Origin of the sequence: Caballeronia insecticola (assembly GCF_000402035.1) — a bacterium.
Taxonomy (GTDB): Bacteria; Pseudomonadota; Gammaproteobacteria; order Burkholderiales; family Burkholderiaceae; genus Caballeronia; species Caballeronia insecticola.
In genome coordinates this window covers 2,427,462-2,439,653 of sequence record NC_021287.1, presented here as the reverse complement: position 1 = coordinate 2,439,653, position 12,192 = coordinate 2,427,462, and the positions used below count along the sequence as shown (strand labels likewise).

Below are 12,192 nucleotides of genomic sequence, written 5' to 3'. Positions count from 1 at the left end.
TCTGTTTTAAGGATTAACGATGAACAAGACTTACCGTTCCGTTTGGAATGAATCAACGGGAACGTGGGTAGCCGCTTCGGAGGAAGCGAAGGGGCGCGGGAAGGGCAAGTCCGCGAGATCCACGGTTCTGCTCTTGGCGGCATTCGGTGCGGGCGGAGGGGCGCTAGCACTTTCGAACGGCGCATTTGCGGCTACTTCGAACCTCGGCTATGGTGGTCTTCAGTTGTGCCCACCTGGCATCGGTGTTAACGGCACAGGCATCGGGTACGCCACCAGTGCGGTGGGTAATATGCTTTGTCAGTCCGGGCAAGCGTTCTCGCTTAACAACGCGGCTGATCCCAATGGCGGCCAAGGTTTTAGCAACAGTACCGCGCGCGTCACCGGCTACACAAACGGCATGGTGGAGCTGAAAGCTGTGAACGGAATCAGGATGCTGAATTTCGTTGACATGAGTTCGCAATCGATCATCAATCTTGCGGCCGGCGTGAACGCGACCGACGCGGTTAACTACTCTCAGTTGACCAACGTGGGTATGCGACGGGCACGAAGTACTTCCATGCGAACAGCACGGGTGTAGATTCGACGGCAACGGGCGTGGATTCGGTTGCGATCGGTACGGGTGCGGTTGCGAACAACGCAAACGACATCGCGTTGGGTTCGAACTCGATCTCGTCGGCCGCCGTGGGTACCGCGGGCGCGACTATCGCCGGTACGAACTACTCGTTCGCGGGTAGTTCGCCGGTCGGTACGCTCAGCATCGGCTCGGCGGGCAATGAGCGCACGATCACCAACGTCGCCGCAGGACGTCTCTCGTCGACCTCGACGGATGCCGTGAACGGTTCGCAGCTGTAACCAACGCCTGTCCCAAGCGCGTGCCGTTTCGACTCAGAACTATCTGACGTCGCATGGTCTGCGTGCCGAACAGTACGAAGTGCATGGCTTCGGTCCTGCGTCGCCGGTGGCTACCAATGCCACGGTTGCCGGACGCGCGCAGAACCGACGCATCGAAATCAACACGAACGGCGTCGAAATTCGCGCGCTCGATCAGTAACAACTGATTCGAACGCTTTAATTTGCGATGACAAGGAGCCCGACGCCGTGAGGCGTCGGGCTCTTCTCAATTCGGGATCCGCGCGACCGAAAGAGCCTTGAGATCGGTCTTGAGCTCATCGAAAACGGGCGCCCAATCCGCGAACCGTTTTTGCCGGTACAGCGTGGCAGTCGGATACCACGGGCTGTCGGTGCGATCGAGCAACCACACCCAATGCGGATTGACGTCGAGCAACACCCAGGTGCGCTGTCCCAACGCGCCACTCAGATGCGCAACCGACGTGCACACCGTAATCACCAGATCGAGCGCGTTGATGAACGCGGCCGTATCGTCGAAATTTTTGAACTCGCCCGTGTAATCGGCGATGTCCATGCCCGCGGAGCGCGCCGCCGCGACTTCGGCGCCTGCATCGGGCTGGAGCGAATAGAACGCGACATTGTCGAGGTCGCGGAAATGCGCTTCGTAGCGTTCGAGTCCGACCCGACGAAATGGATTGCGCTGATGTGTGCGGCTGCCAGTCCACGTCAAACCGACCTTGAGACGCTTTTCCTTGCTAAGACGATCACGCCATGCGTCGACGGCTTTCGGCTCGGCTTGTAGATAGGGCACATTGGCCGGAATGGTGTTCTCGCGGGTATCGAAAACCAGCGGCAGCGTCACCATCGAAATTTCATAGTCGAATTTCGGTAGCACGTCGACGCCACCGCCGAGCGTGAATTCATCCGCATGTCGAGCAAGCGTGCGGCCGAGCAGCCAGCCCATCTGTGGGAACGAATTCCACACGAGCCGCCCACCCTCGCGATGCACGCGATCAGCAAGCAAGGGCACATAACGGCAAAACTGCAACAGATCACCCATGCCTTGCTCGCCCCAGAGCAGGAGCGTCTTTCCTTGCAGCGGCTGGCCTTGCCAGGTCGGGCCGGGAAACGCGGGGCGCCTGCTCGCCAGTTCTTTTGAGCCTTCCCATCGCGCTTCGTGCTCCGGCCAGCCATCAGCGTAGTTGCCGCGCAAGAGATGAAGCATTCCCAGATTCGACCGATACGCCGCATTGCCCGGAGCAAGTTGAAGTGCCGCCGTCGCACAGCGCTCGGCATCGTCCCATCTTTGCGCTTCGCGCAGCCTTTGACCGTGGCTGCTGATCGCGACGGAATCCTGGGGTGCGAGCTTGACCGCGTGCTCGCTGGCTTCGAGCGCGCCGTCGAGATCGAATCTTGCCAGACGTACTTTGCCAAGATTGACCCAACAGTTCGCATCGTTCGGAGTGAGTTCGAGCGCGGCTTCGAGCAATGCCGCTGCTTCGCCCGAAGCCGGATTCCTGTCCAGCAGCGCGGCGGCAAGATTGTTGCGCAGGCTGTGCAGATCCGGATCGAGCGCGAGCGCCGCACGATAGGGCGTCACGGCGTCGGCGTGGCGATTCGCATACTGAAGCGCCAGCCCCAGATTGAAGTGCGCCGGCGCACTGTGCGGTTCGAGCGCCAGCAGCGTGCGCGCAATGCGCTCGGCGTCGGTGGTGCGCCGTTCACCGGCGAGCCGCGTAAGCAGCGTGCAGACAGACGCGCTATCCGTCGGCGACAAATAATTCGCAGCCTGCATCCAGATGTCGCGCGCGCGCTGATCGTCTTGCTGTTGCGCGCTCAGGGCATGGCCCAGAAAGGTCTGGAAGGCGTCGAGGATCGTGGCTGCCGCGCGAGGAATCGGCTCGTTCATTGGGCGTTCGGAGAGGCGACCCTAAACGTCGTCAGGGTGGCAAGGGATCGTTGTGTTCGGTATGAGGCGCGTTGCGCACGAGGCAAACATGGAGCGCCCGAGGACGGATATTTCCTCGTCGATCCGACATAGGTAAACGAGTTTATCCCGCGCGCGGGAGCCATCAATGTCAAAGTTGGCAACAAACGCGGCGCGCAAGTCGCGGGTTCTTAACTCGGCGACGCACGCTGGAGGGCATTTCAGAAGCGACGGCATCAGCGACGGTGAAGCAAACCCTCCGCGCGTCCAAAAAAAGGGCGTGCCGCAAATCTGCGGCACGCCGAGGCGAAAAGAGGGGACGTCCGTTCGCCAGAAGTACAGGACTTGTCGGCAGAGCGCACTGCCGTGGAATCTTCAACAAGCGAGGCAACTTGATTTCCGTTTCCCAATCCCGCGGGAAAAGATTATTAGCTTATTTGGTTTAAATTTCACTCAGTTTAGGACTAAATGTCGCGGCTTTCCCATGCGACGCAGTCACGCTGTACATTTCGGGAAAAATTTGCCGATTTCCCGTCGAACATTGATTCGCTGTCTTATTAGCGATACCCTTACACCTTTAATGGTCGTCGGATCTCGGTTCAACGCGGGGATAATCGTTTCGTGAAGCGCGCGTGGGCTTTCTCCTGCATCCTTGGCTTGAGCCTCGGCTTGAGCGTCGTTCTGGGCGGATGCGGCAAGGACGAGTCGCGGGGACTCCAGGAACCGGTCGCATCCGCGAGTCAGGCACCGGCGCGACCGGCGGAAGCGGTCGAGCAAGAGCAGGCACGGCAGCCGGCTGCGTCGCGCGCGCAATCCGAGGATGGGTTCGCCATCATCCAGTTGGCGCAATTGCCCAGACAGGCGGTCGCGACCTTGCGGCTGATCGAAGCGGGCGGCCCTTTCCCTTACGAGAAGGACGGCGTCGTATTCGGCAATCGCGAACGTCTGCTTCCGCGGCAAGCGCGCGGCTATTACCACGAATACACCGTTGCTACACCTCGCTCGAGGGACCGCGGCGCGCGCCGGATCATATGCGGCGGGCCGCGCAGGCAGATCGGCGAGTGCTACTACACGGACGACCATTACGCCAGTTTCAAACGCATTGCGGACTAACCACGGGATTAACGGCATGAGCGACAACATCTACGCGCACGACCACAGCGTCGCGAACGATCTTTTCGCCACCGGCGATGGCAACCTGTTTCAGCGAGTACTGCGGCTACGCATGACAGAACACGACACCAGACCCGACGACGAAACAAGGCCTGAAGAGTCCCATTCGCACGAGGATACGGAATCGATGTTCGCCACGGTTCGGCCGAACATCGTTCAGTCGATTCGCGCGTTCCGCGTGCAGGATCTCGCCGACGAAGCCAATCGCCTCGGCCAGCACTTCCTCTATGCTTATCTCGGCCATGCGCAGAGCAAGCAGGAAGTGCTCGAGACCATCGCCACGTCGTTCCTGTTTCCGAAGCATTTCGGCAAGAATTACGACGCGCTCTACGATTCGCTCACCGATCTGGTCCACAAGGCAGGGTCGCAGCCGGGATTTGTGATCGTGCTGGAGCAACTGCCGATCGCGCAAAAGTTCGACAAGGAAGGTCGCGAGGTGCTGCTCGACGTCTTCCGCGACGCCGCCGAATTCTGGGCGGAACGGCGCGTGGCGTTCCGCGTGTTCTACTCGTTCGTCTGAGCGCCGGGCGTCTGCGCGCCCGCTCTATCGCTTTTCAAGTCACATGCAGCCCGACCGACCGTCGGGCTGTTCTCGTTTTTGCGGCACCGGAATATCACCAGCCGCCCCAGCGTGCAGCCAGCGCCGCGAGCACCGCGACACCCGCCGTTTCCGTGCGCAGCACGCGCGGACCAAGGCCCAACGCCGAAAAGCCGGCCGCGACGATCGCTTCTTCCTCCGCAGGCGAGAAACCCGCCTCAGGTCCGATCAGCAGCGTGACCGGGCCACTCGGCGGATCGGCGGGCAGCGTGGCGAAGGTCATGTCGGCGCGCGGCGAGAGCAGCAGGCGCAATTCGCCGTCGACGTCAGGCAGGTCGGCGAGCCACGCGTCGAGGTCGCGCGGCGGGGCGATCTCGGGCACGCGGTTGCGTCCGCACTGCTCGCACGCCGCACGCGTGAGCGCCTGCCAGTGCGCCTGACGCCGCAGCGCCCGCTCACCGGCCAGCCGCACGACGCCGCGCTCGGCGGTGATCGGCACGATGCCCGCCACGCCCAGTTCCACCGCCTTCTCGATGAGCCAGTCCATCTTGTCGCCACCGGCGACGCCCTGCGCCACCGTCACGCGATAGGGCGGCTCGGCCTCGCGGTCGCTGTGTTCGTCGATGCGCGCCGTCGCCGCACGTCGGGCGATGTCGACGAGCGTGCCGTGATATTCGCCGCCGGCGCCATCGAAGAGCGTGATCGCATCGCCGGTCTGCAGGCGCAGGACGTGCACATGGCGCACGACATCGTCGGGGAGCGGGAGGGTTTGACCCACGGACAGCGGGCCGTCAACATGAAAACGTGGCATTGAGGTCGATCGCGGACTCGGGTCCGCGGATAGGGTGGATGCCTGGCGGCGATACAGCAGCGTTTCGGCTCGGGTCAGCGCGTGTCAGTTCAGATGCCGTGCGATGGCCCAGCGATAGCCGTCCGGATCCTCGAACTGCGCGAAGCGGTCGCCCCAGAACTGATCCTGCGGCTCGATGAGTCCCTTCGCGCCAACGGCGAGCGCCTGACGAAACGCCGCATCGACATCGTCGACATACAGATAGAACGACTGCGGCGCCGTGAGTCCCGCGCTCTTCGGCGTACGCGCCTGCGAACCGTAGGCGCCTTCGGGCGCGAACATGACGATCAACTGGCCGCGATACGTCATCTCGACGTGGATGATCAAGCCGTCGTCGTTCACGCTGTCGCGCACCGCGAAACCGAGCGCTTTTTCATAGAACGCGATGCTCACGCGCGCATCGCGCACGGTGAGGTAGGGAGTCAGCCAGGGAACATCGGCCGGGCGGGGGTCGGTCATCGAAAGCACTCCTTGAAGCCTTCTTGCTGCGCATTGACGAACATTCTGCCATGAAGCCGTACGATCAATCGGCCGGAACGAATTGCGCGGATCGGAACCACGCGAGCAACCAGACGGGCGCGGACGGATTTTGCCGGATGAACGTCCGTCGCCGGTGCGCGCAATCGTGTACTGTCACCGGTGTTTTGCACGGAACATGCCCGCGCGGCCGGGACGCGGCCCCGCACCGGGTCGGCGCCCTGAAGCACGCGTGGCGATCGGACCGGTCTGATAGAATGACGGCCTCCCGATCCTCGTCGTTTCTCGTCGTTCCGGTCCTGAAAACGTTGTGTCCCGCGGGTCCGGCGCGAGTGAGAAGTACTGCGTGAGAAGCACTGCGGATCATTTCAGGACCTGCCCAGACTCGACATGACGACCCCGACCTCCAGCCAGACCGCCCTCATGGCCAACGCAATCCGCGCGCTTGCCATGGACGCCGTTCAACAAGCCAACTCCGGCCACCCCGGCATGCCAATGGGCATGGCGGAAATCGGCGTCGCGCTGTGGTCTCGCCATCTGAAGCACAATCCCACGAATCCGCACTGGTTCGACCGTGACCGTTTCGTTCTGTCGAACGGCCATGGTTCGATGCTGCTGTATTCGTTGCTGCACCTCACCGGCTATGACCTGCCGATGAGCGAACTCAAGAACTTCCGCCAACTGCATTCGAAGACGCCGGGGCACCCCGAAGTCGGCATGACGCCGGGCGTCGAGACGACGACCGGTCCGCTCGGCCAGGGCGTCGGCAACGCGGTCGGCATGGCGCTCGCCGAAGCGCTGCTCGCCGCCGAGTTCAATCGCGCGGACGCGAAGATCGTCGATCACTACACGTACGTGTTCCTGGGCGACGGCTGCCTGATGGAAGGCATCTCGCACGAAGCCTGCTCGCTTGCCGGCACGCTCAAGCTCAACAAGCTGATCGCGCTGTACGACGACAACGGCATTTCGATCGACGGCCACGTCGAGCACTGGTTCCACGACGACACGCCGAAGCGCTTCGAAGCCTACGGCTGGAACGTGATCCGCGCGGTGAACGGCCATGACGTCGAAGCGGTCGATGCCGCCATTGCCGCGGCGAAGAAGTCGGACAAGCCGACGCTGATCTGCTGCCGCACGGTCATCGGCAAGGGCGCGCCCACGAAGGCGGGCGGCCACGATGCGCACGGCGCGCCGCTCGGCGACAAGGAAATTGCCGCGACGCGCGAGGCGATCGGCTGGAAGTTCGGTCCGTTCGAGATTCCGCAGGAAGTCTATGCGGCGTGGGACGCGAAGGAGCAGGGCACGCACGCCGAAGCCGAATGGAACAAAGGGTTCGACGCCTACCGCGCCAAATACGGCAACGAAGCCGCCGAATTCACGCGCCGCATGAACGGCGAGTTGCCCGCGAACTGGGCCGAGAACGTCGCGAAGATCATCGAAGACGCGAACCAGAAAGCCGAAACGATCGCATCGCGCAAGGCATCGCAGAATACGCTCGAAGGGCTGGCTGCCGCGCTGCCGGAACTGCTCGGCGGTTCGGCCGATCTGACCGGCTCGAACCTCACCAACTGGAAGGCTTCCAAACCGGTGCGTGCTGCGGGAGACGCGGAAAACGCGAATCCGGATCACGCGGGCATCCAGTGGGGCAATCACATCAACTACGGCGTGCGCGAGTTCGGCATGAGCGCGGCCATCAACGGCCTGGCGTTGCATGGCGGCTATCGCCCGTTCGGCGGCACGTTCCTCACGTTCTCGGACTACAGCCGCAACGCACTGCGCGTCGCGGCGCTGATGAAGTCGCGTTCGATCTTCGTGTTCACGCACGATTCCATCGGTCTCGGTGAAGACGGCCCGACGCACCAGTCGATCGAGCACGTCTCGAGCCTGCGCCTGATCCCGAATCTGCAAACGTGGCGGCCGGCGGATACCGTCGAAACGGCCGTGGCGTGGACGCATGCGATCGCGCATCACGGTCCGTCGACGCTGATTTTCAGCCGCCAGAACCTGCAATTCTCGTCGCGCAACGACATCCAGATTGCGAACATCGCGAAGGGCGGCTACGTGCTGCGCGACTGGAATGACGACATCCCCGCGCGCAAGATCATCCTCATCGCGACCGGCTCGGAAGTGCAACTCGCGATGGAAGCCGTCGAGGCGCTGGCGAAGGAAGGCATCGGCGCGCGCGTCGTGTCGATGCCCTGTACCAATGTCTTCGACAAGCAAGACGCCGAATACCGCGAGCGCGTGCTGCCCAAGGGCGTGGCGCGCGTGGCGATCGAGGCGGGCGTGACGGATTTCTGGCGCAAGTACGTGGGCCTGGAAGGCGGCGTGGTCGGCATCGACACGTTCGGCGAGTCGGCCCCGGCGGGCGCGCTGTTCAAGCACTTCGGCTTCACGGTCGAGAACATCGTCAAGACCGCGAAGTCCGTGCTGGCCGCGTGAGGTTGTCGCGTCAGCGAGGAAGGTATTTTTAAGCCAAGGAGATAGACCATGACGATTCGCGTTGCAATCAACGGCTACGGCCGGATCGGCCGCAACACGCTGCGCGCCTTCTATGAAAACGGCAAGAAGCACGACATCGAGATCGTCGCCATCAACGATCTCGGCGATGCCAAGACCAACGCGCACCTGACGCAGTACGACACGGCGCACGGCAAGTTCCCCGGCGAAGTGTCGGTGGACGGCGATTACCTCGTCGTCAATGGCGACAAGATCCGCGTGCTGGCGAACCGCAACCCGGCCGAACTGCCGTGGGGCGAACTGAAGGTCGACGTGGTGCTGGAGTGCACGGGCTTCTTCACGACGAAGGAAAAGGCGAGCGCGCACATCAAGGGTGGCGCGAAGAAGGTCATCATCTCGGCGCCCGGCGGCAAGGACGTGGATGCGACCGTCGTGTATGGCGTGAACCATCACGTGCTGAAGGCGTCGGACACGGTCATCTCGAACGCATCGTGCACGACGAACTGCCTGGCGCCGCTCGTCAAGCCGCTGAACGACAAGATCGGCCTGGTGAACGGTCTGATGACCACGATCCATGCATACACGAACGATCAGGTTCTGACCGACGTGTATCACGAAGACCTCCGCCGCGCGCGCTCGGCCACGCACAGCCAGATCCCGACGAAGACGGGCGCCGCTTCCGCAGTCGGTCTCGTGCTGCCGGAACTGAACGGCAAGCTCGATGGCTACGCAATCCGCGTCCCGACGATCAACGTGTCGGTTGTCGATCTCTCGTTCATCGCCGCGCGCGACACGACGGTCGAAGAAGTCAACAAGATCATGAAGGAAGCGTCGGAAGGCGCGCTGAAGGGCATCCTGGGCTACAACGACGCGCCGCTGGTGTCGATCGACTTCAACCACAACCCGGCTTCGTCGACGTTCGATTCGACGCTGACCAAGGTGTCGGGCCGTCTCGTGAAGGTGTCGAGCTGGTACGACAACGAGTGGGGCTTCTCGAACCGCATGCTGGATACGGCCGTGGCGCTGGCTAACGCCAAGTAAGGCTAAGTAAAGGCGAAGTTAAGGCAAGACGAGCTTCAACCGCTGAAATGACAAAGCCGCTCTTCGGAGCGGCTTTGTTTTTGGTGCTTCAGCCTTGCGCTGCGCTATGCGAGCTTTTCCCGCAGAAACGCGACGACATAGGGCGTCGCGGCCGCCGCAACCGTGGATGCCGTGCCGGGATCCATCCCCATGCGCGCGGCGATCGATTCGGCGATGCGCCCCGTGAGAACGCCTTCGCCACCTTCCTCCATCGATTTCAGAAAACCGTCACCGCGTACGAGCCCGGCAGCGAACGCCGCGAAAAAACTCTTGCCGGGCTGATTGCCGAGCAAGCCCTGGCTCTGTTCTTCGGCGTGCGCGTGCGCGGTTTCCGCCGCGGTACCGAGCATCTGCTGACTATCTTCGGGACTGAAGCCCTGATCGGTCAGCGCCTGCGTGGCCTGCGCGCCGTGTTCCGACGAGAGAAATTCTGAAACGAGTTGTTGCATGTCCATCGACGCTGCTCCTCTTGATGTTCGCGAATTGCAGGGCAGCGCAAGCGGATAGAAACCTCCATCACGCGCGGCCCTTGCTGAGACCCGCAACATCAAAAGAAGTGCCGCGTGCGTTCACGGCTTGCCGGGCACCGGGAAATGCACGCCCGCGCGCTGCGCCGCATTGACGATGTGCCGCTCGATCGCCATGCCGGCCTTCTCGCCGTCCCGCGCCTTGAGCGCTTCGATAATGACCGCGTGCTCGTGATAGGTCGACAGCACCAGTTCGCGCCGATAGAACGGCAGACGCTGACTCTCCTTCATGATCTCGGCGCTGCCGCGCAGGATCGATTCGATGGCCGCATTGCCCGCAAGACTCACGATGCGCATGTGAAACGCGAAATCGAGCTGCGCCGCCTCATCCAGTTCCGCTTCTTCGAGCGCGCCCCTGAGCGATTCGAGGTTGTCGTCGAGCCAGTCGATATCGGAATCGCCGATGGAGTGCGCCGCCAGCCGCGCAACGAAGCCTTCCAGCGCGAACCGCATCTGATAGGTGTCGGGCAGCGACGCCTGATCGTCGAAACGCCACGGATGCGCGTTGCTCGCCTGCGCGCTGTTGACGTACACGCCCTTGCCGGGCCGGATGTGCAGCAATCCGAGCGCTTCGAGTGTCGAGAGCGCCTCGCGCAGCGAAGCCCGGCTGATCGCCAGTTCTTCCGATAACTGCCGCTGCGCCGGCAGCAGGCTCCCGACCGGATACACGCTCGATTCGATGCGCTCGCGAATGGTCGCGATCGCAGCGTCGGTCACGGTGTGCGGGACGTTTTTCATAGGAAGAAAACTGTATTGGCCGGTCTGACCGCCATTGTATGCGCGCGCCGGCCAGACGTGCGTGCGCTTTTGTGCGCCTGCGTTTCCATGCCCGTTATAAACAGGGTAAACCGCTACGAAAGCGTGCTTGACGGGCCTATATCGGCTTTCTAATATTCCCCATCACAGCACTGGTCCGACCAGTCGGAACAGTTGCTCCGATTCTGAGACATTAAACCAGGAGACGGTCGTGTCGAGATTTCTGAATTCGCTGTTCGGCAGGGTAATGATCGCGTTGGTCATCGGCGTGGTGGTGGGCGCGCTCTTTCCGCAATTCGGCCAGTCGTTGCGGCCGCTGGGCGACGGCTTTCTGAAGCTCATCAAGATGGTGATCGGGCCGATCGTCTTCTGCGTGGTCGTGAGCGGCATGGCGAGCGCGGGCGATCTGAAGAAGGTCGGGCGCGTCGGGCTGAAGGCGGTGATCTACTTCGAGATCATGACGACGCTCGCGCTCGTGATCGGCGCGATTCTGGCGTGGGTGACGCGCCCGGGCGTCGGCATGAACATCGACCTGCATACGCTCAATGCGGCGTCGCTCACCACCTACACGGAGCACGCGAAGAGCCTCAAGGACACCGCAGGCTTTCTGCTGAAGATCATTCCCGACACCGCCATCGACGCCTTCGCGAAGGGCGACATCCTGCAAGTACTCGTCTTTGCCGTGCTGTTCGGTTCGGCGCTCTCGATGCTCGGCAACAAGGCGCAGCGCGTGACGCTGTTCATCGACGAACTGTCGACGGTGTTCTTCCGCATCATGTCGTTCATCATCAAGCTCGCGCCGCTCGGCGTGCTCGGCGCCATCGCGTTCACGACCGGCCAGTACGGCGTCGCGTCGCTCAAGCAGCTCGGCCTGCTCGTCATGGTGTTCTACGCAAGCTGCTTCCTGTTCGTGTTCGTCGTGCTGGCGGTGGTGATGCGGCTCGCGGGCTTCTCCATCTTCAAGCTCGTGCGCTATCTGCGCGAGGAACTGTCGATCGTGCTCGGCACGGCGTCGTCGGATGCTGTGTTGCCGCAGATCATGCGCAAGCTCGAATGGATGGGCATCAAGGATTCGACCGTCGGTCTCGTGATCCCGACCGGCTATTCGTTCAACCTCGACGGCTTCTCGATCTATCTGACGCTCGCGGTGATTTTCATCGCGCAGGCGACCAATACGCCGCTGTCGCTGCATGACCTGATCGTCGTCGTGCTGGTGTCGCTGGTGACGTCGAAGGGCGCGCACGGCATTCCCGGCTCGGCGATCGTGATTCTCGCCGCGACGCTCTCCGCCATTCCCGCCATTCCCGTGCTCGGCCTCGTGCTGATTCTGCCGGTCGACTGGTTCGTCGGCATCGCGCGTGCCGTCACCAATCTGATCGGCAACTGCGTGGCGACGGTGGTCGTGGCGGTGTGGGAGAAGGACATCGACCGGGCGCGCGCCCAGCGCGTGCTCGACCAGGACGCCGAATACCGCTTCGTGCCGGCCGCGCCGGAACACGCGCACGGCCACGAACCCGCGCATGCACTCTGAACCGGTCTGAAGCCGGTACGAACA

The 12,192-nt window shown here is 62.6% G+C and carries 12 protein-coding genes and 1 pseudogene; 8 read left to right on the top strand and 5 right to left on the bottom strand.

What is annotated here, in order from left to right; genetic code table 11:
* Nucleotides 1-19: 19 nt before the first annotated feature.
* The 3 genes and pseudogenes from BRPE64_RS34070 to BRPE64_RS33905 all read left to right on the top strand — a co-directional run bounded on the left by BRPE64_RS34070 (nucleotide 20) and on the right by BRPE64_RS33905 (nucleotide 1,051).
* A complete protein-coding gene (locus BRPE64_RS34070) occupies nucleotides 20-577 on the top strand; it encodes an ESPR-type extended signal peptide-containing protein (protein WP_044041570.1) in 558 nt (185 codons plus the stop codon).
* Nucleotides 535-849, top strand: a pseudogene (locus BRPE64_RS33680) (hypothetical protein); the annotation flags it as partial. The gene BRPE64_RS34070 and the pseudogene BRPE64_RS33680, both read left to right, overlap by 43 nt.
* Nucleotides 850-859: 10 nt before the next feature.
* On the top strand, nucleotides 860-1,051 hold the full coding sequence (locus BRPE64_RS33905; RefSeq protein WP_084675738.1) for an OmpA family protein: 192 nt from the start codon (nucleotides 860-862) through the stop codon (nucleotides 1,049-1,051).
* Nucleotides 1,052-1,117: 66 nt separating this feature from the next.
* On the opposite strand, the gene BRPE64_RS11245 is transcribed toward BRPE64_RS33905, so the two are convergent.
* The gene (locus BRPE64_RS11245) at nucleotides 1,118-2,758 is read right to left on the bottom strand and encodes a tetratricopeptide repeat protein (protein ID WP_016346241.1); all 1,641 of its coding nucleotides are present in this window, start codon (nucleotides 2,756-2,758) and stop codon (nucleotides 1,118-1,120) included.
* 639 nt (nucleotides 2,759-3,397) lie between these two features.
* On the opposite strand from BRPE64_RS11245, the gene BRPE64_RS11240 reads away from it, so the two are divergent.
* Together BRPE64_RS11240 and BRPE64_RS11235 are read left to right on the top strand one after the other, a co-directional pair.
* On the top strand, nucleotides 3,398-3,889 hold the full coding sequence (locus tag BRPE64_RS11240) for a ribonuclease (protein ID WP_016346240.1): 492 nt from the start codon (nucleotides 3,398-3,400) through the stop codon (nucleotides 3,887-3,889).
* A gap of 16 nt (nucleotides 3,890-3,905) precedes the next feature.
* Nucleotides 3,906-4,469 (top strand): barstar family protein, encoded by a 564-nt coding sequence (locus BRPE64_RS11235; RefSeq protein ID WP_016346239.1) that lies wholly within the window; start codon nucleotides 3,906-3,908, stop codon nucleotides 4,467-4,469.
* A gap of 94 nt (nucleotides 4,470-4,563) precedes the next feature.
* Here BRPE64_RS11235 and BRPE64_RS11230 read toward each other — a convergent pair whose 3' ends face one another.
* Both BRPE64_RS11230 and BRPE64_RS11225 read right to left on the bottom strand, forming a co-directional pair.
* A complete protein-coding gene (locus BRPE64_RS11230; protein ID WP_044041568.1) occupies nucleotides 4,564-5,298 on the bottom strand; it encodes a 16S rRNA (uracil(1498)-N(3))-methyltransferase in 735 nt (244 codons plus the stop codon).
* A gap of 84 nt (nucleotides 5,299-5,382) precedes the next feature.
* Nucleotides 5,383-5,796, bottom strand: coding sequence for a VOC family protein (locus tag BRPE64_RS11225; RefSeq protein ID WP_044041567.1), 414 nt, complete (start codon nucleotides 5,794-5,796; stop codon nucleotides 5,383-5,385).
* A 408-nt stretch (nucleotides 5,797-6,204) separates the two neighbouring features.
* Between BRPE64_RS11225 and tkt the strand changes: the two genes are divergently transcribed.
* Both tkt and gap read left to right on the top strand, forming a co-directional pair.
* The gene (tkt, locus tag BRPE64_RS11220) at nucleotides 6,205-8,256 is read left to right on the top strand and encodes a transketolase (RefSeq protein WP_044041565.1); all 2,052 of its coding nucleotides are present in this window, start codon (nucleotides 6,205-6,207) and stop codon (nucleotides 8,254-8,256) included.
* A gap of 48 nt (nucleotides 8,257-8,304) precedes the next feature.
* Nucleotides 8,305-9,315 carry a type I glyceraldehyde-3-phosphate dehydrogenase gene (gene gap / locus BRPE64_RS11215; protein ID WP_016346234.1) on the top strand — a complete coding sequence of 337 codons (1,011 nt, stop codon included), beginning with the start codon at nucleotides 8,305-8,307 and terminating at the stop codon, nucleotides 9,313-9,315.
* Nucleotides 9,316-9,419: 104 nt separating this feature from the next.
* Here the strand turns inward: gap and BRPE64_RS11210 are convergent, their stop codons facing one another.
* Nucleotides 9,420-9,809: a hypothetical protein gene (locus tag BRPE64_RS11210; protein WP_016346233.1), complete on the bottom strand. Its 390-nt coding sequence runs from the start codon at nucleotides 9,807-9,809 to the stop codon at nucleotides 9,420-9,422.
* Nucleotides 9,810-9,923: 114 nt separating this feature from the next.
* Nucleotides 9,924-10,619 (bottom strand): FadR/GntR family transcriptional regulator, encoded by a 696-nt coding sequence (locus BRPE64_RS11205; protein ID WP_016346232.1) that lies wholly within the window; start codon nucleotides 10,617-10,619, stop codon nucleotides 9,924-9,926.
* A 229-nt stretch (nucleotides 10,620-10,848) separates the two neighbouring features.
* Here BRPE64_RS11205 and BRPE64_RS11200 point away from each other — a divergent pair, with 229 nt between their 5' ends.
* Nucleotides 10,849-12,168: a C4-dicarboxylate transporter DctA gene (locus BRPE64_RS11200; RefSeq protein ID WP_016346231.1), complete on the top strand. Its 1,320-nt coding sequence runs from the start codon at nucleotides 10,849-10,851 to the stop codon at nucleotides 12,166-12,168.
* Nucleotides 12,169-12,192: the final 24 nt, after the last annotated feature.

Coding starts and splice junctions, on each gene's coding strand:
- BRPE64_RS11245 (WP_016346241.1), bottom strand. CDS start 2,758: ATGAACGAGCCGATTCCTCGCGCGGCAGCCACGATCCTCGACGCCTTC.
- BRPE64_RS34070 (WP_044041570.1), top strand. CDS start 20: ATGAACAAGACTTACCGTTCCGTTTGGAATGAATCAACGGGAACGTGG.
- BRPE64_RS11210 (WP_016346233.1), bottom strand. CDS start 9,809: ATGGACATGCAACAACTCGTTTCAGAATTTCTCTCGTCGGAACACGGC.
- BRPE64_RS11205 (WP_016346232.1), bottom strand. CDS start 10,619: ATGAAAAACGTCCCGCACACCGTGACCGACGCTGCGATCGCGACCATT.
- BRPE64_RS11230 (WP_044041568.1), bottom strand. CDS start 5,298: ATGCCACGTTTTCATGTTGACGGCCCGCTGTCCGTGGGTCAAACCCTC.
- BRPE64_RS11225 (WP_044041567.1), bottom strand. CDS start 5,796: ATGACCGACCCCCGCCCGGCCGATGTTCCCTGGCTGACTCCCTACCTC.
- gap (WP_016346234.1), top strand. CDS start 8,305: ATGACGATTCGCGTTGCAATCAACGGCTACGGCCGGATCGGCCGCAAC.
- BRPE64_RS11235 (WP_016346239.1), top strand. CDS start 3,906: ATGAGCGACAACATCTACGCGCACGACCACAGCGTCGCGAACGATCTT.
- tkt (WP_044041565.1), top strand. CDS start 6,205: ATGACGACCCCGACCTCCAGCCAGACCGCCCTCATGGCCAACGCAATC.